The organism is Amycolatopsis sp. NPDC051903, assembly GCF_044452505.1.
Classification (GTDB): Bacteria; Actinomycetota; Actinomycetes; order Mycobacteriales; family Pseudonocardiaceae; genus Amycolatopsis.
Genome location: NZ_JBITBT010000040.1, coordinates 38,925 through 62,899 on the forward strand (window position 1 = coordinate 38,925; position 23,975 = coordinate 62,899).

29 protein-coding genes and 1 pseudogene are annotated in these 23,975 nt (G+C 68.4%); 17 read left to right on the forward strand and 13 right to left on the reverse strand.

The features are described 5' to 3' along the window. Positions 1-4: 4 nt before the first annotated feature. From ACIA77_RS43410 to ACIA77_RS43420, 3 genes are all read right to left on the reverse strand, one after another. Positions 5-1,372 (reverse strand): glucose-6-phosphate dehydrogenase, encoded by a 1,368-nt coding sequence (locus ACIA77_RS43410; RefSeq protein WP_395892010.1) that lies wholly within the window; start codon positions 1,370-1,372, stop codon positions 5-7. Then, a complete protein-coding gene (locus ACIA77_RS43415) occupies positions 1,369-3,201 on the reverse strand; it encodes a glycoside hydrolase family 15 protein (RefSeq protein ID WP_395892011.1) in 1,833 nt (610 codons plus the stop codon). The genes ACIA77_RS43410 and ACIA77_RS43415 overlap by 4 nt, the downstream gene beginning before the upstream one ends. A 932-nt stretch (positions 3,202-4,133) precedes the next feature. Beyond that, entirely contained in the window at positions 4,134-4,787 is a 654-nt protein-coding gene (locus tag ACIA77_RS43420) for a TetR/AcrR family transcriptional regulator (RefSeq protein WP_395892012.1), read from the reverse strand. A 104-nt stretch (positions 4,788-4,891) separates the two neighbouring features. On the opposite strand from ACIA77_RS43420, the gene ACIA77_RS43425 reads away from it, so the two are divergent. The 7 genes from ACIA77_RS43425 (at position 4,892) to ACIA77_RS43455 (ending at position 9,931) form a co-directional block, all read left to right on the forward strand. Beyond that, entirely contained in the window at positions 4,892-5,473 is a 582-nt protein-coding gene (locus tag ACIA77_RS43425; protein ID WP_395892013.1) for a carboxymuconolactone decarboxylase family protein, read from the forward strand. Positions 5,474-5,563: 90 nt separating this feature from the next. Further along, the gene (locus ACIA77_RS43430) at positions 5,564-6,214 is read left to right on the forward strand and encodes a nitroreductase family protein (RefSeq protein ID WP_395892014.1); all 651 of its coding nucleotides are present in this window, start codon (positions 5,564-5,566) and stop codon (positions 6,212-6,214) included. Between the two features lie 124 nt (positions 6,215-6,338). After that, on the forward strand, positions 6,339-6,926 hold the full coding sequence (locus tag ACIA77_RS43435; protein ID WP_395892015.1) for a nuclear transport factor 2 family protein: 588 nt from the start codon (positions 6,339-6,341) through the stop codon (positions 6,924-6,926). Positions 6,927-7,175: 249 nt separating this feature from the next. After that, entirely contained in the window at positions 7,176-7,871 is a 696-nt protein-coding gene (locus tag ACIA77_RS43440) for a hypothetical protein (protein ID WP_395892016.1), read from the forward strand. Continuing rightward, the gene (gene xerC, locus ACIA77_RS43445) at positions 7,772-8,698 is read left to right on the forward strand and encodes a tyrosine recombinase XerC (RefSeq protein WP_395892017.1); all 927 of its coding nucleotides are present in this window, start codon (positions 7,772-7,774) and stop codon (positions 8,696-8,698) included. Before ACIA77_RS43440 ends, xerC begins: the two co-directional genes overlap by 100 nt. 127 nt (positions 8,699-8,825) lie before the next feature. Next, entirely contained in the window at positions 8,826-9,014 is a 189-nt protein-coding gene (locus ACIA77_RS43450) for a hypothetical protein (RefSeq protein ID WP_395892018.1), read from the forward strand. 545 nt (positions 9,015-9,559) lie between these two features. Beyond that, positions 9,560-9,931, forward strand: a complete 372-nt coding sequence (locus tag ACIA77_RS43455) for a hypothetical protein (RefSeq protein WP_395892019.1) — start codon at positions 9,560-9,562, stop codon at positions 9,929-9,931. A gap of 285 nt (positions 9,932-10,216) precedes the next feature. Here the strand turns inward: ACIA77_RS43455 and ACIA77_RS43460 are convergent, their stop codons facing one another. The 4 genes from ACIA77_RS43460 to ACIA77_RS43475 all read right to left on the reverse strand — a co-directional run bounded on the left by ACIA77_RS43460 (position 10,217) and on the right by ACIA77_RS43475 (position 11,744). Further along, positions 10,217-10,543 (reverse strand): J domain-containing protein, encoded by a 327-nt coding sequence (locus ACIA77_RS43460; RefSeq protein WP_395892020.1) that lies wholly within the window; start codon positions 10,541-10,543, stop codon positions 10,217-10,219. Beyond that, positions 10,540-10,932 (reverse strand): hypothetical protein, encoded by a 393-nt coding sequence (locus ACIA77_RS43465; protein ID WP_395892021.1) that lies wholly within the window; start codon positions 10,930-10,932, stop codon positions 10,540-10,542. The genes ACIA77_RS43460 and ACIA77_RS43465 overlap by 4 nt, the downstream gene beginning before the upstream one ends. A 48-nt stretch (positions 10,933-10,980) precedes the next feature. Further along, the gene (locus ACIA77_RS43470; protein ID WP_395892022.1) at positions 10,981-11,160 is read right to left on the reverse strand and encodes a hypothetical protein; all 180 of its coding nucleotides are present in this window, start codon (positions 11,158-11,160) and stop codon (positions 10,981-10,983) included. A gap of 152 nt (positions 11,161-11,312) precedes the next feature. Next, positions 11,313-11,744: an Hsp20/alpha crystallin family protein gene (locus tag ACIA77_RS43475; protein ID WP_395892023.1), complete on the reverse strand. Its 432-nt coding sequence runs from the start codon at positions 11,742-11,744 to the stop codon at positions 11,313-11,315. Between the two features lie 799 nt (positions 11,745-12,543). Between ACIA77_RS43475 and ACIA77_RS43480 the strand changes: the two genes are divergently transcribed. Both ACIA77_RS43480 and ACIA77_RS43485 read left to right on the forward strand, forming a co-directional pair. After that, on the forward strand, positions 12,544-12,855 hold the full coding sequence (locus ACIA77_RS43480; RefSeq protein WP_395892024.1) for a MerR family transcriptional regulator: 312 nt from the start codon (positions 12,544-12,546) through the stop codon (positions 12,853-12,855). A gap of 244 nt (positions 12,856-13,099) precedes the next feature. Next, positions 13,100-13,552 (forward strand): ATP-binding protein, encoded by a 453-nt coding sequence (locus tag ACIA77_RS43485; protein WP_395892025.1) that lies wholly within the window; start codon positions 13,100-13,102, stop codon positions 13,550-13,552. A gap of 119 nt (positions 13,553-13,671) precedes the next feature. Here ACIA77_RS43485 and ACIA77_RS43490 read toward each other — a convergent pair whose 3' ends face one another. Beyond that, positions 13,672-14,046, reverse strand: coding sequence for an STAS domain-containing protein (locus tag ACIA77_RS43490; RefSeq protein ID WP_395892026.1), 375 nt, complete (start codon positions 14,044-14,046; stop codon positions 13,672-13,674). A 272-nt stretch (positions 14,047-14,318) separates the two neighbouring features. On the opposite strand from ACIA77_RS43490, the gene ACIA77_RS43495 reads away from it, so the two are divergent. Continuing rightward, a complete protein-coding gene (locus ACIA77_RS43495; protein ID WP_395892027.1) occupies positions 14,319-14,558 on the forward strand; it encodes a DUF2188 domain-containing protein in 240 nt (79 codons plus the stop codon). A 657-nt stretch (positions 14,559-15,215) separates the two neighbouring features. Here ACIA77_RS43495 and ACIA77_RS43500 read toward each other — a convergent pair. Continuing rightward, positions 15,216-15,548 carry an SDR family NAD(P)-dependent oxidoreductase gene (locus ACIA77_RS43500; protein WP_395892028.1) on the reverse strand — a complete coding sequence of 111 codons (333 nt, stop codon included), beginning with the start codon at positions 15,546-15,548 and terminating at the stop codon, positions 15,216-15,218. A gap of 887 nt (positions 15,549-16,435) precedes the next feature. Between ACIA77_RS43500 and ACIA77_RS43505 the strand changes: the two are divergent. The 6 genes and pseudogenes from ACIA77_RS43505 to ACIA77_RS43530 form a co-directional block, all read left to right on the forward strand. Then, positions 16,436-17,167 (forward strand): annotated as a pseudogene (locus ACIA77_RS43505) (TRM11 family SAM-dependent methyltransferase); the annotation flags it as partial. Between the two features lie 205 nt (positions 17,168-17,372). Continuing rightward, positions 17,373-17,669, forward strand: a complete 297-nt coding sequence (locus ACIA77_RS43510) for a helix-turn-helix domain-containing protein (protein ID WP_395892029.1) — start codon at positions 17,373-17,375, stop codon at positions 17,667-17,669. A 775-nt stretch (positions 17,670-18,444) separates the two neighbouring features. After that, positions 18,445-19,002, forward strand: coding sequence for a hypothetical protein (locus ACIA77_RS43515; RefSeq protein WP_395892030.1), 558 nt, complete (start codon positions 18,445-18,447; stop codon positions 19,000-19,002). A gap of 122 nt (positions 19,003-19,124) precedes the next feature. Then, a complete protein-coding gene (locus ACIA77_RS43520; RefSeq protein ID WP_395892031.1) occupies positions 19,125-19,259 on the forward strand; it encodes a hypothetical protein in 135 nt (44 codons plus the stop codon). A 431-nt stretch (positions 19,260-19,690) separates the two neighbouring features. Then, complete coding sequence (locus ACIA77_RS43525; protein ID WP_395892032.1) at positions 19,691-20,866, forward strand: NucA/NucB deoxyribonuclease domain-containing protein; 1,176 nt, start codon at positions 19,691-19,693, stop codon at positions 20,864-20,866. A 31-nt stretch (positions 20,867-20,897) separates the two neighbouring features. Then, positions 20,898-21,374 carry a hypothetical protein gene (locus tag ACIA77_RS43530; RefSeq protein ID WP_395892033.1) on the forward strand — a complete coding sequence of 159 codons (477 nt, stop codon included), beginning with the start codon at positions 20,898-20,900 and terminating at the stop codon, positions 21,372-21,374. Positions 21,375-21,617: 243 nt separating this feature from the next. On the opposite strand, the gene ACIA77_RS43535 is transcribed toward ACIA77_RS43530, so the two are convergent. Then, positions 21,618-21,947, reverse strand: coding sequence for a hypothetical protein (locus ACIA77_RS43535; protein ID WP_395892034.1), 330 nt, complete (start codon positions 21,945-21,947; stop codon positions 21,618-21,620). Between the two features lie 290 nt (positions 21,948-22,237). Between ACIA77_RS43535 and ACIA77_RS43540 the strand changes: the two genes are divergently transcribed. Further along, the gene (locus tag ACIA77_RS43540) at positions 22,238-22,462 is read left to right on the forward strand and encodes a hypothetical protein (protein ID WP_395892035.1); all 225 of its coding nucleotides are present in this window, start codon (positions 22,238-22,240) and stop codon (positions 22,460-22,462) included. Between the two features lie 61 nt (positions 22,463-22,523). Here ACIA77_RS43540 and ACIA77_RS43545 read toward each other — a convergent pair whose 3' ends face one another. The 3 genes from ACIA77_RS43545 to ACIA77_RS43555 form a co-directional block, all read right to left on the reverse strand. Further along, positions 22,524-22,910, reverse strand: coding sequence for an STAS domain-containing protein (locus ACIA77_RS43545; RefSeq protein ID WP_395892036.1), 387 nt, complete (start codon positions 22,908-22,910; stop codon positions 22,524-22,526). Positions 22,911-23,014: 104 nt separating this feature from the next. Then, on the reverse strand, positions 23,015-23,443 hold the full coding sequence (locus tag ACIA77_RS43550) for an ATP-binding protein (RefSeq protein WP_395892037.1): 429 nt from the start codon (positions 23,441-23,443) through the stop codon (positions 23,015-23,017). Positions 23,444-23,546: 103 nt separating this feature from the next. Next, complete coding sequence (locus ACIA77_RS43555; RefSeq protein WP_395892038.1) at positions 23,547-23,927, reverse strand: STAS domain-containing protein; 381 nt, start codon at positions 23,925-23,927, stop codon at positions 23,547-23,549. Positions 23,928-23,975 lie beyond the last annotated feature (48 nt).

The window sequence follows — 23,975 nt, forward strand, 5'->3', positions numbered from 1 at the left end:
GAGGCTAGCGGGTGAGCTCCTCGGGCCCGTCCGAACCGGCGGGGTATTCGTCGAGCGGGACGAGGTCCTTGGCCCAGGCCGACAGCACGGGGGTGAGGACGCGCCACGCTTCCTCGGCTTCGTCACCGCGGATGGACAGGGCGGCCTTGCCGTCCAGCACGTCCAGCAGCAGTCGGCCGTAGGCGGGCAGGTCGGGCGGGTCGATCCGGGCGGTGAGTGTGAGCGGGGCGAAGGTGTGGGCGCTGGCCCCGATGCCGGTCAGGTCCAGGGTCAGGTCTTCGGGGTCGAGCCCGAACCGCAGCACGTTGGGCCCGGCTTCTCCGCTGTGCCCGAGGGGCAGGTGCGGCACGGGCCGGAAGTGCACGGCGACCTCCTTGCGGTCGCGCCGGAGTGCTTTCCCGCTGCGGAGCCGGAAGATCGTGCCCGCCCAGCGCCAGTTGTCCAGTTCGAGCTCCACTTCGGCGAAGGTCTCGGTGCGGCGGGTGACGTCCACGCCGGCCTCGCCGGTGTAGGCGGGGACGTCGCGGCCGTCGAGCCGCCCGGCCGTGTAGCGCGCGCGGCGGGTGCGGCGGACGACGTCGGCGTCGGTGAGAGGCCGCACCGAGCGCAGGACGTCGAGCTTGCGGTCGCGCAGGTCGCGTTCGCCCAGGCTGATCGGCGGTTCCATGGCGACGAGACACAGCAATTGCAACAGGTGGTTCTGCACCATGTCCTTGAGCGCCCCGGCCCCGTCGTAGTAGCCCGCGCGGCCTTCCAGCGCCAGTGATTCGTCCCAGGTGATGTCCACCTCGGCGATGTGCGCGGCGTTCCAGACCGGCTCCAGCATGCGGTTGGCCAGCCGGGTGCCGAGCACGTTCTGGACCGTCGTCATCGCCAGGAAATGGTCGACGCGGAACACCGCCTGCTCGGGCACGAGGTCGGCGAGCAGGCAGTTGAGCTCCACCGCGCTGTCGAGGTCCTCGCCGAACGGCTTCTCCAGCACGATCCTGCTGCCGGGCGGCAGGTCGGCCCCGGACAATGCGGACACTGCCGCGGGGAACACCGCCGGGGGCAGCGCCAGATACGCGGCGACCGGCCCGTGACCGGCGACGACCGCCGCGACGCCGGCGGGGTCCATGACGTCCGTCCGGCGGTACTGCGATGCCGCCACGACGGCTTCCCTGGCCGAAAGCGGGAGCTTCTCGGCGTGGCGGGTGAGCTGGTCGGCGGCCCAGCGCCGGAACTCGCCGGTGTCCCAGTCGTGCCGCCCGGCGCCGATCAGCCGGAAGCCCTCGCCGAGGTGCCCGGCGGCCCGCAGCGCGGCGAGCCCGGGCAGCAGGTAGCGCGCGGTGAGGTCCCCGGTCGCCCCGAAGATCACGAGCCGTTCGATCATCTCGATGCTCCTGCCCTGGCCCTGGCGAGCGTCACGCCGCTGGCGATCACGCCGATGTGGCTGAACGCTTGCGGGAAGTTCCCGGTGAACTCACCCGTCGACGGGTCGATCTGCTCCGGCAGCAGGCCGAGCGGGCTGGCCCGGCCGCACAGCGAGCTGTAGAGCTCCTCGGCCTCCTCGAGCCTGCCCTGCAGGGCCAGGTTGTCGACCAGCCAGAAGCTGCACAGCAGGAAGGCGCCCTCGTCACCGGCGATGCCGTCGGGTGAATCGTGGTGCAAGTAGCGGTAGAGCAATCCGCCGCCGGCCGATAGGCGCCCGGCCACCGCAGCGGTGGTGGCCACCATGCGCGGGTGGCTGGCGGGGAGGACCCGCCGCAGCGGAAGGGCCAGCAGGCTCGCGTCCAGGCTGCCGCCGCCATCGAGGTGCTCGCTCAGCGTCTGGGCGCGCTCGTCCCAGGACTCGTCGAGGATGATCTGGCGCAGCTTGCTCGCGGCCGCGCGCCAGGCGGACACCGGCCCCGGCAGGCCCAGCCGCTCGCCGATGGCGGCGGCGCGGTCCAGCGCCACCTGGCACATCGCCGCCGAGTACGTGAAGACCCGGCCTTCGCTGCGCACCTCCCAGATGCCCTGGTCGGGCTGACGCCAGGCCTCCCCGGCGGCCTCGGCCAGGCCGGCCAGCGCCGCCCACAGCGGCTGTTCGAGCTGGTTGCCGGCGCGGACCCACTGGTCGGCGCAGTCGAGGACCTCGCCGTAGACGTCGTGCTGACGCTGGTCGGCTGCGCCGTTGCCCCAGCGCACCGGGGCGGAGCGCCGGTACCCCTCCAGTCCGGTGTCTTCCCATTCCGCCGGGACGGGTCCGCCGTCGAGGTCGTACATGATCCGTGGCCGCCGGCTCTGCTCGAACGCGTCGAGGACCCAGCCCAGGAACGCGTCGGCCTCGTCCGCGAACCCGATGCGGCGCAGGGCGAACACGGTGAAGGCCGCGTCCCGGATCCAGGTGTAGCGGTAGTCCCAGTTCCGCACTCCGCCGATCGGCGCCGGCAACGACGACGTCGGCGCGGCGACCAGGGATCCGCTGACCCAGTGGTCGCACAGCTTCAAGGTGATCGCGGCGCGCCGGACCAACGGCTCGGCCGGGCCGTCGTAGGTGAAGCCCGTCAGCCACTTGCGCCACGCCCCGGCCGTGGCCTGGAGCATGGCGTTCGCGTCGAACCGGTGGTGGCGGTGGATGCGGCCCCACGACAGCACGAGGTCCATAGAGTCGCCTTGTGCCAGGTCGTACGTTCCGCGCAGGCCGCTGAGCGGGCGGCTGGACCGCAGGTGCAGGCGCAGGTCCGGCCGCCGGGCGGGCAGGACGACCAGGCCGCTGGCGGCGACCCGGGCCTGCGCGCCGTCGCGGGGCTCCAGCGCCACTCGCAGGCGGACGTGCCCGTGCAGGACCATCACCGACCGGACCAGCTCGCCCCGTCCCGCGGGCACGTCGTCGGTGAGGTCGGCGCCCGGGCGCAGCGCCAGCGCGTCGGTGATCCGGATCGTGCCGGTCGCGCTGCGCAACTCGGTGACCAGCACCCCGGTGTCGGGCTCGTACCGCTGCCGCGCCTCGGTCAGCCCCTCCGGCGCGATGCTGAATCCGCCACCGTGGTCCTTGTCCAGCAGGCCGCACAACAGGGGCTCGGAATCGAAACGGGGCAGGCACAACCAGCGGATGCTGCCGTCGAGGCCGGCCAGCGCGACGGTCGAGCCGTCGCCGATCAGGCCGAGGTCCTCCAGCGGCGGGTACCCGTCCCGGGTGCGGACGGGCCGGAAGGGCGGGTCGGGTTCGAGTGTCATCGCGGCCCTCGCCGGGGAAGTCGTCCCCGGCACCGACGTCTCGCGCGCGGCCGCGACCGGTCCGGCGGGTCGGACTCCCAGACGGTAAGCACGAGCTTGGCCTCCCCCGGTCGGACAGCGCGGACACTTACCTCTGCTACACGCTTAGCGAGGACCCGGCGGGTCCCGCATCACCCGCGCTGGGTGAGAGGTCTCCGTGGTACCCACCGGAGCAGCTGGACGATCTTGAGACGCTTGCGGCGTGAGCGACACTCTCCCTTCCGGTGCCGCCCACCGAGCCGGCTTCGACTGGGTGCCGGTTGGGGGCGGTCCTCTCCCCGCGGCCGACGGGTACGCCGACTCTCCCGCCTCCAGCAGGGCGCACAGGACTGGTACCGGCGCAAGATCGCCGACCAGGAGCGGGCCCTGCCGGACTTTCACGACAGCTCGCGGGCACGGGCCGTGCTCGACGAGGCGGGGTGACGGCGGCGGCGGGCTGCGACGACGCGATCTGGCTGGACGGCCCGGCGGGAGCCGGGGACAGGGCACCGTCTCGATCGTCGCCGACCAGGTCACCCCACTCGACCTGAAAACGCTGGCATCACAGTCCCGCGACTTCACTGCGACTTCCGATAACCGGCCCCACGGTCAGGACGTTGCAATCACCAGCCACGACCACCAGGCATCGTCGGGCACACCCGGTCAACGGAGTGGCGCAACAGCCGGGTTCACGGTGGTGCGCAAGGGAAGCGGGTTCGTCGCGCTGGTCGGCCCGGGCCTGACCGAGGACGTCGATACGAAACCAGGCTCACGACGAACGCCCTGCGGGAGGCGGTGACCGGGGAGAAAGGCACCCAGGACTGGTTCGAGCCGCGCGAGCTGCTGCTGCGCGGCGACCCCCCGTTCTGCCGTTCCCGGATGCCGGTGTCGAGGATCGCACCTCGAATGTTCGGTTACTGCGCTCGTGGCTCGTCGGTGTCGGGGTATATCGCGAAGGTCTCCAGGTAGTCGACTGCGGCGTACAGGGCGTCTCGCAGCGGTGCGATGTCCCGGGCGACCTGGGCGAGGAGCATGCCACCCTGGTACGCGGCGAGGAGCGCGTGCGCGAGCCGGGTGGGGTCGGCCGTGGCGTCGAGGCGGCCGAGTCGCTGCATCCGTTCGAGTCCATCGCGGAAGATGTCGCGCCACTGCTCGAAGGTGGCGGCGAGCTGCTGGTGAACGTCGAGGTCGGTCTTGATGATCTCGCTCGCGAGCGAGCCGAGGCTGCAGCCGTCCTGGAACGGACGGCCGTGGGCGACGTAGAAGTCCGCCCACTCCCGGAACGCGTCGATGGTGTCGAAGCCGCCGAACTTGTCGCTGCGGTGGAAGGCGAGGACGCCGTCCGCCTGCCAGTCGATGACGGCGAGCAGCAAGCTCTCCTTGTTCGGGAAGTAGTGGTTGAGCTGCGAGCCGCTCACCCCCGCGACGCGGCGAAGCTGCTCGTTGTTCGTGGCGTGCACGCCTTGGGTGTAGATGAGATTCGCCGCGTGCTCGAGGATGCGGGCGCGCGTTGCCTGCCCCTTCTCGGTGAGCTTGTGGGTCTGCCGAGGTCGCGTGTCCGTCTCCATGACCTCCACCCTACCAGAAATTGGGCTTGACAACCCATTCCGCGTCGTGTTCAGTGTGAGTGGGCTGAACAGCCCAGAATGACACCGTCCGGAGGATCACCACCATGTCTCGTCTCGCCACGCCCGAGCTCACAGACATCGACGCCAAGACGCAGGGCACGCTCGACGCCATCACCAAGCAGTTCGGATTCACTCCGGGCATGTTCACCGCGCTCGCCGCCAACCCGGCCGTCCTCGAGATCGTGATGGGCCTGCAGGGCAGCATCGCGAAGCTCCTCGATGCCAAGACCCGCCACACGATCGCGCTGGCCACGTCCCACGCCAACGACTGCGACTACTGCTCGGCGCTGCACGGCTACATCTCGGCGAACCTCGGGGGCATGTCCGCCGAGGAGATCGAGCTGGCCCGTAAGGGCGGCTCCACCGATCCCAAGCGTGCCGCCGTCGCGAACTTCTCCCAGCAGGTGATCGAGACCCGTGGTCAGGTGGGCGACGAGGACATCGCCGCGGTCCGCGAGGCCGGCTACACCGACCCCGAGATCCAGGCGATCGTCACCGTCGTGGTCGTCACGCTGCTCACGAACTTCCTCAACAACGTCAACGACACCACCGTCGACATCCCCGGTGCCGGGCGCGGGACCAGCGACGTCGTGACCGAACCGGCCGTCACCGGATCACCCCGCTGAAAGCGGTGTTCACCACGCACTGATGTGACCACACTGCCCCGAAATCCGCACCTTTACCCGATCGCTGCGTCAACGAAACGAAGGCCGAGCATGGACCTCGAGAACCTGATCACCAAGCACCTCACCCGCTACTTCGACCCGAACAAGAAGATCCCGGAGGAGACCTTCGAGCTCCTGCTGCGCTACCTGCGCACCTCGCCGACGACGATCAACATCCAGCCGATCCACTTCTTCGTGCTGGAGACCCAGGCCGGCAAGGACAAGCTCGCGGACGCTCTCGTCGGCCGCTTCGAGGACAACCAGGAGAAGGTCCGCAACGCCTCGCACGCGATCGTGCTCGCGACCCGCAAGACGATTCCCGACGAGCACTTGCAGGAGATCTTCGCGAAGGAGCGCGCGGACAGTCGCTTCGCGGACCCGCAGACCCAGGCGGGATGGGAGGCGGGAGCGGCCGGCTTCGTGAAGATCCAGTCGGAGAACTACGGCGGCGACGTGCTGCACTGGCTCGAGAAGAACACCTACCTGGTGGTCGGCGCGACCATGATGGCCGCTGCTTCTGTCGGAGTCGACGCCACCCCGTTCGAAGGATTCGACCGCGCCGCCATCGACGAAGCGTTCGGCCTCACCGACACCGACTTCACCACGACGCTGATCATGGCGTTCGGATATCCCGACGAGACACGCGTCTCCCGCCAGCCGGTCTCGCGCTTCGAAGCCGAAAAGATCTTCACCCGCATGTGACGAACCGCGCAGGCGCCCCGATCGGGCACCTGCGCGGCTCTGGGTCGCGCAGCGAACGCAGGCGGCTTGCCCCGCCTCAGCGCCCGATCTCGGTGCCGTGCCCCGGCCGGCGCTCACGGCACGCATGAACCGACTGGACCCTGACGCAGCCCGGGAACTCGCATGGTGGCGGGTGATCCGCGGCGCGGGACATGTCCGCTACAGCGACGTTCGCGGTAAGACGGTGCGACGCACCGATACCAACCACCTGCTGCGCCGGCGCCTTTTCGTCGTACACGCCTACGACCGCAAACCCCGTTCACAGGAGGGAAAGAACATGAGCGACACCAAGCAGTCGGCTGAAGACCTGGCGATCCTCGAGCAGCTCAACCTCGACTACGTCCGCTCCGACCAGTCGAACGACGTCGCACGTTTCCGGGAGTTCCTCGCGGCGGACTTCATCATCCAAATCGAGGGCATGACCCTCAACCGTGACGAGTACCTCGAGTACATCGCCAAGCCGCGCCCCTTCAAGGACCTCACCGTCCACGACGTCAACATCCGCATCCTCAGCGACGTTGCCCTGATCCACGCTCGCGTCACACTCACCACACTCCACGACGGAGTGGCCAAAGAAGCTCTCTACACGGACACATACCAGAAGCGCGAGGGCACCTGGGTGTGTGTCGCAGCCTGCGCGCCCGATCCGATCGCGATCACGGAATCGGCCTGACCCCTCGCTTCACCCACCCCGCTCCCGGGTGCGGACCGAGGTGCGCGGTCCGCACCCGGGAGACGGTCCGGCGGGTTGCCCTCACAGGAGCCGAAGTCGAGGTCGTCGTAGCGGGTCGGGCGTGAGGGTCATGACGCGCGCATCCAGGTCCACGCCGAAAGCTCCCATGACAGCCGTCCACACCAGACCGAGCAGCCCGATGGCCGCGGGCCTGTCGACGTCGACTCGCGCGCGGTCTCCCACGCCCGATTGGTCGAGCGGCGCGATCTCGTAGCCGACGCGGCGGCGGCGGCGTTGCGCAGCGCGGCCGCCGCGCCGCAGGTGTCGGCGCCGCATCCGCTCGCCCTGTCGCTGGACGCGATGGCGACCCGGCTCGAAGCCCACCACCGCGACCTGGTTCCGCGGGGAATCGCGCCGCTCGACCTTGACCCGCCGACGCCGGTCCTCGAGGAGGGCGCCGCCGAGGACGCCACGGACGCGGGCAGTGAGGAACTGGTCGTCGACGAGGACGCGTCGCCGGCGTGGGCGCGCATCGTCATCGACACCGCGGCGGTGTGGCTGCACACCGCCTACACCTCCCCGAACACGAAGAAGGCGCACGCGAACGCGCTCGGGATCCCGCGCGCGGACCAGCGGCTGTGGCGCGGCGAGCCCACGCACCGCAACGTGCAGCCGGTGCTGGAGGCGACCGCGTTCTTCCCGTGGTGCGCCGCGGCTGGGCTCAACCCGCTCACCGACATGACCCGCGACGCGGTGCGGACCTGGCTCACCGTGCAAGAGGCGTCAGGGCTTCAGCGAACACCCGCAAGGCCCGCCTCGGCGCGATCTCCGCGTGGTACAAGGAGATGCGTGCCCGGGGCGCCACTACGTTCGAGGTGCCGGCCGCGCTGCCGCAGACCGAGCGCCGCAACCTCGGCGTGCTCAAACCCGACCCCGAGCACCTGACCGTGCCGCTGACCCTCGCCCAGGCCCGCGCGCTGCGCTACGCCGCCGAGACCTACCCGGTCCCCGACATGCGCCTGCGCTACCGGGTGATCGTCGCGGTCCTGCTCACCACCGGCGTCCGCGCCGAGGAGCTGTGCGCGCTGGGCCGGCGCGACCTGCACCGCACCGGACCCGGCGGTCAGCCCGCGCTGTGGATCGCGGGGAAGGGCCGCAAGAGGCGCTGGGTCCGCCTCGTCGACTGGGTCCTCGCGCTCATCGAGGAGTACCTCGCCGACCGCGACGCCACCGACGCGACCAGCGAGATCGCTGTGCGCGGGCAGGTGTCAGCCAAACCGGCCGACCGGCCGCTGCTGGCCAGCCGCGAGGGCAAACGGTTGGAGCCGCAGCAGATCACCGACGCGTTGCGGTACCTGTGCCGCAGCCTGCTACGCCGCGGCACGGCCTCCAGCACGGTCCGCGCGCACGCCGCGGCGGTGCGGGCGATCGCCGATACGGTGCACCCGCGCGCGGCGCGGCACCTGTACGCCATCGCCGCCGAAGCCCACGGCATCCCCATCCGCCAGATCTCCCGCGACCTCGGCCACGCCACCCTCGCCACCACCGAGGCCTACCTCGAACAAGGCCGCCACCTCGCCGGCACCGCAGCGCCCACCCTCGCCGACCTCATCACCGCAGGCGAAACCCATCCGGCCCGTCGACGCAGGGGTCCTCCGATGAGCGAGCGGCCTCGAGACCACGGAATAGCCCCTGACCAGCCAGCCCGTGGACGGCACGAGGCTCGAGGCGGCCTCCGGTTCGCGAAGCAGACCAGCGGCGCCGCGGGCTGATACCGGCCAGCCGGTAGGGCAGGCTCCCGGCACCCGGGCCTGGGAAATGCCCGCTCGCCGTGACGACGCGGGCACCGTCCGCCCGTCAGACTGAGCAGGTCCCGTTCAGTCCGGAAGAAGCGACGTCATGACCAACCACCACCACGCCAGCAACAAGTACTGCGGCCACTGCGACCGCTGGCACTGCCAGTGCGACGGGTGTGGCTGGTTCTGGTACAACGCCTGCACGTTCGGCGAAGCGCTCCGGCACATCCGCCTGCACCAGCTGGACCGGGTGTACGCGGAAGCGGTTGCCGGACCACGGCGTGCCGCGTAGAACTCCTCTTGACGGCGAACCCCTGGGTGGGAGCACCTCGCCACGTCCACTGTGGAATAACCGGGGCCGGGCAGCGTTACACGTGATTGCCGGTGCGGTGGTGTCCCCGGGCTCCACCCACTGCCCTCCCGGACCGCCGAGTCTTCGGTCCCGGGTCGCGCCACTCGCCGAGAGGCGACCCCCGCGCCGGCCTCACGCCACCCGTCCCGCTGCGCCCCGCCCCCACGGCAGCGCGGGGCGGGCCCATGTGCCTCCTGCTCCTGCCGCCGGACTCCCGCTGCCGCCGGCCGGAGCGGGGGCATCCAGCCTCCCGTGCAGGGCTGGCACGCAGGCGATTCCACGCTCCGTGGCGGGTGTCAGGATCTCGCCGGGATCGTGCGGCCGTTACTCCAAAACGGTGCCTTGGGGCTGTTCCTCCAGTTCCTGCCGAAAGGTCGTTAGCGTCGCGGTTCATGAGAGCATTCGCGAGAACGCGTGCGTTAATCAGTGCGGCCGTAGTGGTTGGTGGTCTGTTGGCCGGGGCGGGTACGGCAAACGCTGAACCCGTGACCACCTTCCGGGTGTGCCTTACCCCGCAGGCATGCAGTGACACGACCCCCGATGACGAGTTCGTGGCCGGTCAGATCATTTGGTACAACTGGGCGGTGCAGATCAACGGCACAGTTTTCGCGCCCGATGGTCGCACGTACACGGTGCAGGCGGTGTTCGACGCGTTCCATTCCGGCAACCCGACGCGCCTGGACAGTCAGGGACGCACCGTGGTCGAGCCTGACGACCAGCGCAGTTTCTCGTTCCCCGAGGGCGGTGGATCGGTTGACCAACGGGTTGATTACGTCCGGATCCAGTTGATCGACTACTTCCCCGGCGGTGGGAAGATTTACAACACGCCGGTCTACTTCACGCGTCCAGCCTCCTAGCCCCACAGCGCCGTGTGACGTGGGCGCCGAAGACGCGTGCGGCGTGATGCAGCCTGCATCACGCCGCACGCGGTCGGCTGCGCCAGCTCGCCGCACACGTCACCGCGGCCGACGGCATGTCCGCAACGGGCCGGCGCGCCGCAGCCGGGGCGGCGAAGGCCCTGGTCGCCGACGACGCGTCCGCACTGCTGGAACCACTCGCAGCAGCCGGCCCGGTTGGCCGGCAGCAGCGCCGCGTCCAGCTCCGGTCGGCGGGCGGTCGGAGCAAAGGCTGCGCGTCCACGATCAAGTTCGGTCGGGGTGGCGGCGGACGGGGCCGGCGCGCATGTCTGGCGCTGGCGGTGTGGCGCGGGGATGCACTCGCACCGGAATGTCGCGGCCGTGTGTGGGGTGCCGGGGCGGTTCGGTGGACTGCTGGGCATGGTGGTCGCGGAGGCGGCGGTAGGCGGCGATCACGGCCGCGAGCCGGTCGCGGTTGGGGTGTGGTGCGTCGGGGTGGCAGTCGCGGACGGCGCGCCGGTAGGCGGCGGTGATCTCGGTGGCGCCGGCGGTGGGGGACAGGCCGAGCACCGTGTAGGGGTTGGGCAGCCCCGGGGGGTGAGAGGTGTTCATGGCGAGGGCCTAAGCGGACCGGGCGCAGCTGTGGTGAGCTGGCTGATCTCGGTGTAGTAGTCGCGCGCGGCGGTGTGGGCGGTGTCGAGGGCGTGGCGCAGGGTGGCCAGTTCTCGGCAGGCGGAGGCCAGGTGCGCGGTGGCCGGTGCGCCGTCGAGCCGGCGGAATTGCTCGGGGCGCAGGGTGTGGCGGCCGGTGTGCTCGGCCAGCAGGGCCACCAGATCGGTCAGCTCTCCGGTGAGCTGGGTCAGCTGCCAACCGGCATCGCGCAGCTGTGTCAGGCCAGGCGGCTGGGCCGGGTCGGCCGCGCGGACCGCGCGCCGAAGACCCCGGGCGGTCGCGGCTAGGGTTGTCGCGATCGTGGGCGATCGGTCTCGGGTGGTGCCCATCGCTTCCCTCATCCTCCTGCTGTGCTCGGCCCGGCGGGGCCCACCGGGTCAGGGCCAGGGTTCGGCGTCGTCGAGGACCGGTGCGTCGCGGTGTTGGTCGGCGACATCGGCCGGATCGGCGTCGAGCAAATCCCCGATGCCGCGCAGAGCCTGCTCGTCGTCGGCGGGTTCGGGGCGGGCCGGGCGCTGCTGGTCGGCGACGTCGTGGGCCGGGGCTTCGTCGGGCATGACCGGGTTCTCCGTTCGGGTTGGTGCGCGCTGGCACTGGCGCGGGTGGCGGCTCGGGTGCCGGCGGTGGCGACGACGCCGGCCCCGCCCGCCGCGGTCGAGGCCGCGGCGGGCGGGGCCGCGTACCGGCCGAGCCACGGGGTTCGGGGCGTTCACGCGTTGATCTGCTTGGCCTCGCCCCCGCCGCTGATGGCGATCTTGCGCGGCTTGGCCTGCTCGGCGATCGGGACCCGCAAAGTCAGCACACCCGCGTCGTACTGCGCTGCGATGCTGTCGGCGTCGAGGGTGTCGCCCAGGAACAGCTGGCGGGAGAACACCCCGCGGGGCCGTTCGGACACCTGCACCTCGGCGCCCTCGTCGTAGTCCGGGCTGCGTTCGGCCTTGACGGTGAGCACGTTGCGCTCCACGTCCAGGTCGATGGAGTCCGGTGCGACACCGGGCAGGTCGAACTGCACCACGTATTCATTGCCGGACCGGTAGGCGTCCATCGGCATGACCGCCGGGCGCGACGTGGTGCCGTTGGCGCCGAAGAACTGTTGGGTCAGCCGGTCCAGCTCCCGGAACGGGTCAGTTCGCATCAACATCACCATCCGCCTCCTTTGCTCCTTCCCTGTGCACCACCACCGGCGTATTGGTGGCCGACGGCGGTTCGTCAACGTGTGCTGCTAGGGCTGGTGTGCTCGTCGGTCCGGCCGCCGCCGGTGGCGGCGGCCGGGACCAGTTCGGTGGGTTGCCTGTGCGATCGCTGCATCGTTCACCCCGGTGCCCGCTTTGCTACTTCGTGCCGGCTCGGATGTCGCAAGGGGTGCGCCACTAGACGCGGGGCCGGGACCGCTGTCAGGGTCTTCTCGGCCGTCTGGCGAAGCAGGCATCCTCGCCGGCGAACGAACTACGGGCCGGCGGGCTCCAGGAATGCGTGGGCATCACCTGCCTTTCGTGGTCACTCGCTGAGTGCAGAGCGCACCAGCCAGCGGAGGGGAACGCTGCCGATGACCACCTCGCATCGCCGGCACCGCCCCGTCGGCCGGTCGGTCGCCAGTGGGTGCCGCGCGGGGCGTGCGGCCGGGTCGCCGCGGGCCCGCGGATCCAGGCCGCGGCCGTGCTGGGAGTGGAGGGAGAACGCCGAAGTTGGCGGTGATGATCGCGTCGAACTCTGCGCGCAGCCAGGCTTCGTCGGCGCAGATCAGCTCGGCGAACCCGCTGGTCACCGCCGTGTGGCGAGTGGTGTCCGGCATCGTCGATCACTCCCCGGCAACATCGTCGTGTTCGACACCAGGTCATGTACCGTCTATCCATTTCTATAGCGCGCACTGCAAGTTGTGTCAAGCGCTCGCCCCAGATAATCTGTAGCGACTGACGTGACAATCCGCGAAGGATGTGGGCGTGGCTGATCTGGGCAACCTCGATGACCAGGACTACCCGGCTTTCGCCACCGGGCAGGCCGCGAAGATGCTGGGTGTCCAGGAAGCGTTCCTGCGCAGCCTCGACACCGCGGATCTGGTGCGCCCCCAGCGTTCGGACGGCGGGCATCGCCGCTACTCCCGGCGCCAGCTCAACCTCGTGGTCCGGTTGCGCGAACAACTCGACGAGGGCCACAACCTCGCCGCCGCCGCCCGCATCATCGGCCTGCAAGACCAGCTCGCCGACGCCGAAACCACGATCCACGACCTGCGCGCCCAGCTCGACCAGCGCTGACGCCGATTCCTCCGCGCAGGAGCGGGCCTTCCCGCACCGCCGACAACGGGGGAGTCTGCGGTTATGGACCCCCGCGCGGGCAGGACATCGTGGAAGCGAACCCTAGCGGGGGGAAGCTGAGCCGGACAGCGATCCCACTCAGGCCCGCCGATGGCGATGACCGCTGGGCGCACCAGATCCGACGCCGGATCAGCTCGCATAGCTGCGCCGTGTGCGGGTATGCCGTGGCATGGAAACCAGGCAAATGGGGCGGTACGCCAGTGGGGCGCGTGATGTGCTCAGCGAGCAGCACCGAGGGAGTCCTGCCCACGCATTTCATCTGCGTCGGCCAGCTCTCCTCGGGGAGGCCATCGCTCTGCGGCATGCCTTGGCGGACTGGGCACGTGCCCGCCACTTACCAGCGGATCTGGCTGCCGATCTTCAGCTGGCCGTCTTCGAAGCAATGACCAACGTGGCAGAGCACGCCTATGCTGCCGACTCGGCCGGCCTTCTCGATCTGCATGCCCAACACGGTGTCCGCGCCGTGCGCGTCACCGTCACCGACCGCGGCCGGTGGCGCCCGCAGCCTGACCCGAGCCACGGCCGCGGTCTACCGCTGATCCACCTGCTCGCCGATCACAGCGCTGTCACCACCACCCCAAAGGGCACCGTCGTCGCCATGGCCTGGCAACTGCCGTACCAGCCCCGTAGCGGCTGAACTGCGACGGCAACACTTGACCGCGCGCCGGAAACAGCATTCGAGGAACATCTGAACGAAACCAGTGCTGAGCGATGATCACGACCGTTATGCCCATCGATCTGTGACTGACCTGCGGGTCAGGCCTGCGGTGCAGCAATGGCGTCGGTGAATTGCATCGGGAACAGGGTGAGGATGCGCTGCACGGTCCTGGACGTCGGCGGGCGCAGGACGCAGGTGATTCCGCGTTCCACTGCCAGCAGGTAGGCCAGCTCCAGGGTGCGCAGCCCCGACGAGCTCAGGAAGGTCACAGTGGTCAGATCGATCACCAGCGTGCCGATCGCGCCGTGGACGCGTTCCAGCAGCAGTTCGTGCAGTCGCGGTGCGGTGTTGCTGTCGATGTCCCCGTCAGCCCGAACGATCACAATGTCGCTGGTGGGGCGGTGGGTGTCCAGCTGCATCGGATGCGGCTGCGCCAGCGTGCTCGGGTGGAATTCGGTGATGGTGCTGGTCATGGTGGCCCACTTCCGTTGGCCACACCCTAGGTACAACGCTGAGGGGTGATCGAGGCGATCGTGCGGCCACGCAACAACTGCTGCCCGGAGTGCGGGAAGGTCAGGTACGGCCGGCTGCTTGACCGAACCCCCAGCGTAGTACATCTGCACTATGCGGGCTCGGCGGCCCGATCAGGCCTGCTGTGCGCGGCGATCACCTCTCGACGTGTTTCGGCAGATCAGAAGGGGTATCCACGCTGCGGTGGCGCACCAGCGTAGGTGGCGCGCCAGGCATGGGAGGTGACGCAGCGGTGAAGGGTGACATCGAGACCTACTTCCAGGGCGGCGAGTGGAAGAACAAGGTCGAGGGCAGCAGCCGGGCCGCGAACGTCCACGGCTCGAAGGAAGCGGCCGCCAGTAAGGGCCGGGACATGGCCCGGCAGCGCAAGGTCGAGCACTTCATCCGCACCAAGGACGGCCGGATCGGTGAGCGCAACACCTACCGCCACGACCCCGGCAACATCCCCGGCTGAGAGAAGAGCCGCAACGGCCAGTTTTACCTGGCCGATCGGGCATGCGCTGGGCCATCCCGCGGCGCCACACTGCCGCGAGTTCGAGCTTGGGCGCGAAAGCCTCGGCGTCGGCGCCGCGGCACCACGCGGCCAGCAGCCGCAGGAGCCGCTCCTCGGTTGAGCCCTCGGTGCGCACACCGCCAGTTACCGCGGCGTGGGGTTCGCGGCGACGATGGCGAGGGTCTTGGTCCCGGCGATGGGCACCGTGTTGCAGACCGGCATGCCGCGGCGGCAGGCGAGGTAAATCGGGTCGCGGGTGCGTTCGGGGTTGGCAGTTCGGCGGGCAGTGCTCGGAGTCCGGCTGCGGACTCGCGGCGTGCGTGGAGCGCCGTCTGTTCCCTCGGAGCCCCTGCAGGTTGGCGCTGTTGCCCCTGCTGGCCAGAAGCGCTATTTAGCCGGTTCGGCGTGTGTGACAGGTGTCGTTCACGACCGCGGGGTGTCTGGGTCTACAACGATGGCGAGCTGGACCAGCTCGGCCCACCGGATACCGGCCGCTGCGGGTGCGAGCCCGGCCGCTGCGTGGCCGTGTGAAGCCGCCTCCTGAAAATTACAGAACTTTCGCGTCCGCTTGGACGTGAGTTTGTTTCCATTGTCGCTGACAAACGCCACCCGAAAGAGTTAATGCTCGGCAGGATTGTTGATCACGTCAAGTTGATCAAGGTATTTATGAGGGACTGCTGATCGAGTCGCCTCGAGGGGAGGGCGGCCGCGTGGGCTGAGCCCGTCGAGCAGACGTTCGCAGGCGCTCCAGTCGCCGATGTTGCACTCAACAGCCAGGGCTTCGACGCCGTGCTCCCGGCGGACCTGTGAAGCAGCCTCCTCGCGCGCGACCCCGTTGCGGCTGGCGATGACCACTGCGGCAACCTCGCCGGCGAAAGCCTCGACTATCTGACGGCCCAAGCCGCGCGTTCCGCCGGTCACCACCGTGACCCGACTCGAGAGCTTGCCCATCTGTCCCCTTCTATATCGCAACTGCGCCAGGCTGAGACTTGACGCGACCGCAGAGTTGATCACCGAGCTACGGGCGAACGTCGCGTGGCTCGCTCGTGTCCTCCCCGGCTTGGCGTCATGGAAGCGGTTTTCGTCTTGACAACACCATCACCGGCTCAGCACACAATGAGGACACAGCTGTGTTCCGCGATTGCTACCGGCGCCGATCGTGAGCGACCACAGTGGACTCATGCGAATGGGCAACCCCCTCCGCGTGACACACTCTCCGCCAGGTCTCGGCGGCGTCGCCAAGCTGATCCGCATGCCAGCGTCGGATGGTGCCTCCGGGAATGGATGCCACCCGGCGCTGGAATTCCTGAACTGTCGCGCTGATGCGGCGAGAAGGAGGAACGCGTGGCGCACTACACGCTGCAATGTGGTCACTGTAGCCCGATTGCCGACGCAGATGAGAACGCTCTGGACGAACTGGCCGCCAGTCCGGAGTCCGTTCGCGGATTCGCTTGGTGCGATCACTGTCAGGCCTGGAAGACGGTCCGCGAAGCCGTCTCGGTGCCGGAGGTAGCCGGGCCGAAAGAGACCAGGCGCGCTGAGGGCGCTGAGTCCACTTAGGTCGAACTTCAACCCGAAGAAGATTACTGGAATTCGCTGAAGGGGATACCCATGTCCAAAATCGCCCGACTCATCCTGCCCACGCTCGGTGTGCTGCTGGCCGGCAGCGTGACGCTCCAGGCTCCCGCCGCCTTCGCAACGCCCTTGTCGCCGGACCGTGCGGCTGGACTCGCGACCCAGCAGCCCATTGTCGACGCGGGACAAGCAGCCGGTGTCGTGGCCAACCAAGCCGGCGGGTGGGACCGCTGCCCCCAGGGCTACTTCTGCCTGTTCGACGGCTACAACTGGACCCGATGGCGGGCTTGGGCACGACCCTCGTCGAAGCGATCGACGCCGGCCGCCACGCCATCGGCGTCGAGTACGAAACGCACTGGGTCGCGGTGGCGCGCGCCAACCTCGCACTGGCCCGGGAGCGCGGGCACGCCCACGAAGCCGAGGTCCTGCGCGGCGACGCCCGCCGGCTACCACGACTGCTTCCCGAGCACCACCACGGTCAGGTTGCGCTGGTCGTCACCTCACCCCCGTACCGCCCCTCGCTGCACGGCCAGGTCGTCACCAAGGACACTGACTCCGACGACGGCAAGGTCCACAAGTTCCACCACCTCTACGGCAACCAGCTGGACCGCGGAAACCTGGCCAACGTCGGACACCACCGGCTGCTCACAGGGTTCACGCGCATCCTCACCGGGTGCGCCGCCGTGCTGCGCCCGGGCGGGTACGTCGCGATCACCGTGCGCCCGTGGCGCGAACATGCGGAGCTGATCGACCTGCCCTCGCAGATCGGCAAGTGCGGAGTCGCCGCCGGGCTCCTGCCCGTCGAACGGTGCGTTGCCCTGCTCGCCCGCGTCGCCGAGCGTGACCTGGTCGCGCGAGGCAGCTTCTTCCAACGCGACTTCATCCGCAAACAGCGCGAGCAGGGCCTGCCGATGCACCTGATCGCACACGAAGACGTCATCGTGCTGCGCAGCCCGCTCGAGGCCGCGCGCACCGGCGCGGGCGAGCAGCCGTGAGCGCCAATGTGCGGTGCTCACGCTGCGGCTGGTGTGCCCGCTACCGGCAGCCGGCCGCAGCCCGTCGCGCAGCTGCTCGCCATCGCTGCACGCGCTCGTCCGGCTCGCGCGGCGCGACCGCGCCGGAAGTCAGACGAGACGTTGACCTTGACGCGCGCCATCGCCTGAGTGCCAGTGACCGCTCATGGTGCGAAGGGAGCGACCTATGACCGGCGACGAGCGCAGTACACGGGTGATGAGAACTCCACCGGCTGGCGGCCAGTCACTGTTGTTCACCCCGGCGGAGGCAGCTCAGCGCATGAAGATCAAGGAGTCGTGGCTGCGCCGTACGGCCGGCGAACGCCGAGTGCCCTGCACCTTCCTCGGCAAGCATCTGCGCTTCTCCGAAGACGACCTCGTCGCGATCGTGCGTGACGGAGCGACGGCGCAGCCGCGACATCGTCATCGAGCCCGGCAACGCCCGCCAGCGTCGCAGTCCCGGCGGAGCTGGACTTCAAGTTGAGAGCCCCGGCTTTTCATGGCCGGTCGAGGTTTTTCAGAGGCTCTTGTCGCCGCGCACTGGCTCTCTGCGACGGGGAGAGCGTTCATGGTGACGCCCGATTTCATGACCCCAACACCAATGGAGTGGAGTTCACCTTGCCTTGGGTCGACCCTTGCAGCAACGGCACGTTCCGCGTCCGCTTTCGGCGCGACGACGGGTCCGTCGCATCGATCCCGGGATTCCCTGACGGGCGGTCCGCCAGCGACTACATCGACGACATGAAGACGGACCAGCGGCGAAACGTCTGGGTCGACCCGACGACTCAGCAGATGCTCCTCGGCGACTTCGCCGAGCCGGACTGGATCGACTCCCTCGACGTCGACCAGCGCACCGACGAGAACTATCGCAGCTTCCTCAAGGTGCACATCAAGCCCAAGTGGGAGTGCGTACCCCTCATCGAGATCACCAATCTCAACGCCAGAGCTTGGAAGAAGGAACTTCGTGCCTCGGGCTTGGCTCAGAGCACTGTCGACAGCATTATGAAGTGCTTCTCGATGCTCCTTTCGGATGCCGCCGACGAAACACTCATCCCCGTCAACCCGATCCGCAAGCCGCGTCGCGGGCGGCGTCAGCGTCCACAGCGCCGCGTGCGGCAGATCTGGGCCGAGCCGGACGAAGTGCTGGACATCGCCGACCAGGCCGCGCTGGTATACGGACCAGAGGGGGCACTCCTCATCGTCACCGCCGCCTGGACCGGCCTCCGCTGGGGAGAACTGACGGGCCTCGACAGAGCCACGTGCACCTCTTCGACGACGACAAGGGCAAGATCATCGTCGACCCCGATGTCGGCTGTTTGCACGAGCCGAACAAGGGGCCGATGTTCCCAGGGCCGCCGAAAACCGACTCCTCCGTGCGCGACGTCTCTCTCCCACCGTTTCTCGTCCGGCTCCTGCGGACACACCTGGCGACCCACAAACACCGGCACGTGTTCGTCACACCCGACAGCGCACTTCACCGGCGCAGCAACTTCGCGCGACGCGCGTTCCGCCCCGCCGCCGACGGCAAAGTCTACGTCCCCAACGCCCCGCTCCGGCCGCGCGCCGTCAAGCCGGGCCTGAAGTTCCATGGGCTCAGACACAGCCACAAGACGTGGATGATCGCCGACGGCATCCCTGAGATCGCCCAGGCTCTTCGGCTGGGGCACGAGCTCAAGGACAAGGTGCAGGAGACGTACTCGCACGTCGCTGTTGCCGTCGAGGAACGGCTTATCGAGCTTCTCCAGGCACGCTGGGAGAAGGTAGTAGCCAGCAGCACGACGCCCACGGACTTGTCGACGTGGCGGCGCGTTATCTAGGCGAAGTCTGAACGCTGGGCACGGGCGCTGCCGCTCCCGGATAGCCGTTCGCGTCCGGCGGGTTGGCGAAAGGACCAACGGGAGCGCTGCCGAGGGTCCTGCGTGCCGAGTGTTGGGGCGACATGCTTGCCGAACTTGCCGCCGATCACCGCGGCCGCACCGGGCGGGTCTACGACCTGAACGTCTCGTTCGACGAGACTGTGTGCCGGCATGCGAACACGGCCGCGCTCGACTGCATCGCCAGCTTGGCGAGCTGACACAGGCCCAGCGATATCGTGAATCCGATCATGTCCGACTGTGGCAAATCGGTCATACTACGCTTTTTCTCGAGTCTCATCCCGAGGTGAGTGTTCACCCGGACGGCGGGTGGCATGTCGAGATCTCACTCAATATAGTGAATTTCGGGTGGGAGGTGACTTCTTCTGGGGCGAAGTCTGTGCTGATAACGCGGGCATCATCTTGTAATTGCAGGCGGTAGATTCGCGCCTGCGCGCCCGCGTCTAAATTGCTGTTTTTGGTTCTTCGCTCGGAGTTGAAGTTGTCGGCTTCGATTGTCGACTGATGTCAATTTTTACTTTCCGCCCATCGTTAGCAGATGTGCTATTCAGCACACGTTACCGAGGGTAGGTGTACTGCATTGCTCAAGCGAAAGTCTTTTTGGTACTCGTCAGTTGCTGTGCTTCCGGTATTGCTGTCGCTGACCGGCGTGGGCACCGTGTCGGCGAGTGCGGCCCCAGTCGCGGGCGCGACACCGCTGGCCCGGTCGTGCTCGACCACGACCGACGGCGGCAAAGCCGCCACCCGATGCACGCAGGTGTTCATCAAGGGCGGCAAGAGAACTAAGAACACCGACGCCGCGAACTCCGCGAGATCCAACGCCCGGTCGATGTCGACCGGGAAGAAGCCGGCCGATGTGATCCCGGCGTGCGCCGGGGGCTTTTACAACCCTGACCGGTTCACGTCCTGCTCGGTCGAGGAGTGGACGGTGGAATCGACCGAGACCGTCGATGGAGTGACGACGGTGGTGGGAACCATTCCGATCACGTTTTCCGGCGCGGTGGAATTCGATGACGACGGCCTTGGCGGTGGCGCCCCCGCGTGGTTGTTCGACGAGTCGATCACCATTGGCCAGGGCACGGGCACCCTCACGGCCGGCACCGGCGGCACCTTGAGCACCGGCTGCGGCAAGGACCCCGCAGTGTGCGAAACGACCCAGGGCAACGAGAACATGCCAGTCGAGCTCCTCTCGGACACCACGGTGGAGTTCACCTGGAACCAGATCGACAACGGCGATGCAACCCGGTTGGCCAACACGCTGGACTTTCTCACCGGATTCCTCGGTGTCGATGTCACCCTCACCGAGAACGTGTTCAACCCGGTTGACCTCAACGACAGCGCCAACAACACGCTGTTCGGCCGCTGCGACAGCGTGAACCCCAACACCTCCTGCGTCGACCATGCCTACCCCTACAACGCGGTGGCCTTCGACGCCACTGTCAAACCCCTCATCGGCCCCGTCGCCGACCACGTGTTCAACGCCGAAGCCACGCTCCCGACTCACTGGGGAAACCCCAACTACCCGAACAGCCAGCTCACCCGATCCACCGATCCGGCCGTCGAAGCCAACAACCGTGGCGTCGCCTGCGCCAACGTCCCACCGTCGTGCGATGAATACCCCATGGCGACCACCAACCAAGGCGCGTTCTACTCGGCCCCCGGCGACTGGTCCGCGGTCACGGTGCCCGTGAGCGCGAACAACTCGCAAGGCGGAACGATGACCAACTTCAACAACTACAACCGCATCGTCGACGGCGACGAGTTCTGGGTACTTGCCGTCAAGGCGGATGGTTCGCAATCCTGGTGACATGCCCATAACTGTTCACTACGGCGACGACGTGGTGCTGGACCTGCGCAGCAAGGAAGGCCAGTACCACGTCGACGCCGGCGGCGCCCACGAAGACGACTGGCCCGACCCCGTAGCCGCGACCACCACCGGCGAAGACAACTGGTTCGCCGTCATTTGTGGCACCGGATGGGGGCCGGTCACGGTGCGCGTCCAGCTGCTCAACCAACGACCCGAGACCGCCCCCTCCACCGCAGACCCGTGGGAGATGGTGGTCGAACGCGACATCGTCGCTGGCGGACCACACATGCAGCTCATCGAAATCATGACACCGCAACCGTTCCACACGATCGAAGCCGGCCCTGGCCGATTCCGAGCCCGCATCCACACCGCACACCGAGCGCAAGCCTTCCAAGCCGGAGACCTGAGCGAGCCGGTGGAACACCACTGGCTCCAATTTTGGCCCGCAGACGCGCCAGCCGAACCCAGCGTGCTCAAAGGACCCGACACCTTCGCTCAAAACTACTGAAGCCCGGCGGCACAGCGTTGTCCAACGACGACACTCCACGCCGACACAACCTCATGCCCGCCCTCGTGGCATTCTCGACATCGGTCACCACGCCGCGCGAACCTCGACGAGGGCCAGTGGGTGGCGGCATTGATCGAGTTGGTGAGCGGGCGTGTCCGCCAGCGCCGAGGAAACCGCCGCCGGTAACGGGATCCCGTGAACCCTGCAACCCCGCCGGGCAGGTTTGAGCTTGTGCTAGTCGCCTCAGCTCACACGGCCGCCGAGGCGTCGGATGACGGCAAGGAGATGGCCGTGCGCGGCGATGAGATCAGAGCGGGCATCGTCATCTCGCATCTCCACGGCCTGTCGCTGCGCCTGGTCCAGGAGCACGGAGACGCGTGGCTCGCGCGAGTCGAGAAACGGGCGGGCGCGCACGGTGGTGTGGGCGAGCACGGTCATCATGATCGGGATCTCGGCGGTGCTGGGAGAAACGGCGAGGACCGCGGTGAGCACCTTGATCTGGGTGGCCAGGACGCCCAGTAGCTCGCGGCCGGAGCCGTCGTCGTCGCCCGGAACGTGGTTATCAGCGCACATGAAGCCTTCCCTGGGAGCACCTGCAGGTTAAACCGCGGCCTGCCATGGCACGCAACAGTGATGGTGACCAGGCGATCATCCGCAGCGCATACGATCGTCGAAGCCGCTCCTTCCTCCTGGCCGTGGCCTGGGCTCGCCGCGCGTCCCCTTGCCCCCGACGAACGAGGGGACACGCCGGCACGCTGGACAGCTGTGGCCAGCCGCCTTGCCTGCTGCTCTGGGGTGGAAACGCTCGACCGGTGTCGACATGACAGTGCGTACCGCGGAACCCCCCATGCGGGTGAGGTGCCGTGGCCGCCCGAAGTTTGCCAGCATCGCGATCCCCTTCGCCGTCGTGTCCACGCGCGCGAAGCACCGGGACCTCCCCGGGCGAGCCGAACGGCGAATTCGAGTTCAAGGGCTACAAGCGCAGCAGCCTGATGCGTGAGGCGGCGCATGGCGCAGATTGGTACGAGGTGCGCGTGAACCCGTTGCTGAACAAGGAAAAGAACCTGCTCGGCGTTTCGGTCGTGTAACGCACCGTTGCGGGAATTGAACGGCCTGGCGGAGGGGAGGCTCGTAGGCGGTGACGCGCACTCATTTGGCGCTGGCTGCCAGCGCTTCCTCGACCGAGGTGAACAGGTTGAAGACCCGTTCGACGCCGATCAGCTTGAGAGTGCGGTCCAGGTAGGAGTCGACGGCGAGGCGCAGGGCTGTGTGCGCGCCGGCCTGCTGTCGGGCCTCGACCAGCGCCGCGATCGCGGACGAGCCGAAGAACGTGACCCGCGTGAGGTCGATCACCAGCACCGCGGGTGGCTTTTCGAACGTCTGCTGGATCGCGGTGCGCAGCTGCGGGGTGGTCAACGCGTCGAACTCGCCATACGTGGTGAGCACCGCCGTGGGACCGTTGCGATCCAGGGCTATGCCCGTCTCGATCGCCTGCTCTCCGGCGTCCTGCGTGGGGTCGGGGTCTGAGGCCTGCATGTTTCGATCTTTTCGCACTCGCAGCCCGAACGCACGGCTGTGTGTGCGGCGGCGGTTGAACCCGCCTGCCCGTTGGTGACTCGGAGTGTCAACCGGGCTGGTTGTCAGTCGGCACGGTCCAGGCCATCGAAACTGTGGTGCCCTCGGGTCCGGAGTTGATGTCGGAGTGGTGGGCGAGAAACCGGATCAGGGGCAGGCCACGCCCGCTGCGCCCGTAGAGCCGGGTCGGGTTGCGGCGTTGCCTGCCAACGGCCGTAGTCGGTGACCGTCACGCGAACCGTGTGGTCGTCGTGGTGGGCCCGAAGGTCGACGAGGCCGGGGGCGTCGGCCGGGTAGGCGTGTTCGACGGCGTTGATCACCGCTTCGTAGACGGCGAGTTCGACATCGCTGACCAGCTGGCGTGGAAGTCGGCACGCGGTTGCCCATTGGGTGAGAGCGAGGCGAAACGCGGTGGCGTCCTCGACGCGAGCGTGCTGGTGCAGGTGCAGGGCCGGTTCAGCGGGGCCGTAAGTCGGCTCGCGCGGCGAGCGCACTGCGGCAGCTCCTCGTTTTCGGCAGTAGGCCGTGCTCGTCGGGGCTTGTGTCGCACCCGTCTGCAGAGCAGGTAGGCGAGGTGGTCAGCGTCCGTCCGGGCCGTCATTCGGCGGCGACCGCGGATCGTACCGTGTCGTGGAGGACGAACTGCTGGTCCAGACCGAGCAGGCCCAGAACGCGGCGGACGTTGTGCGGGGCGACGAGCCGCACAGACGTGCGCGTGCCCGCGTTCCTCTGCGCTTCGATCAGGGCGGCGATCGCTGCCGAACCGATGAACGAGGTCTCGGTCAGGTCGATCACGAGGACGGGGGGTGGGTCGACGAAGACTTCGGCGATGGCGTCCTGCAGGTCCGGGGACGTGACCGCGTCGAAATCGCCTCGAGCAGTGAGCACAACACTCAACTCGCCCCTGTGCACACCAACCTCTGCCGCGGCGGCCGCCGCGCTGTTCGGGGTCTGGTCGGATCCCTGCATGACCGGCATCATCGCAGTCTGGAACCGGTATCGCGAAGCGATAGATATTCAAGGGCC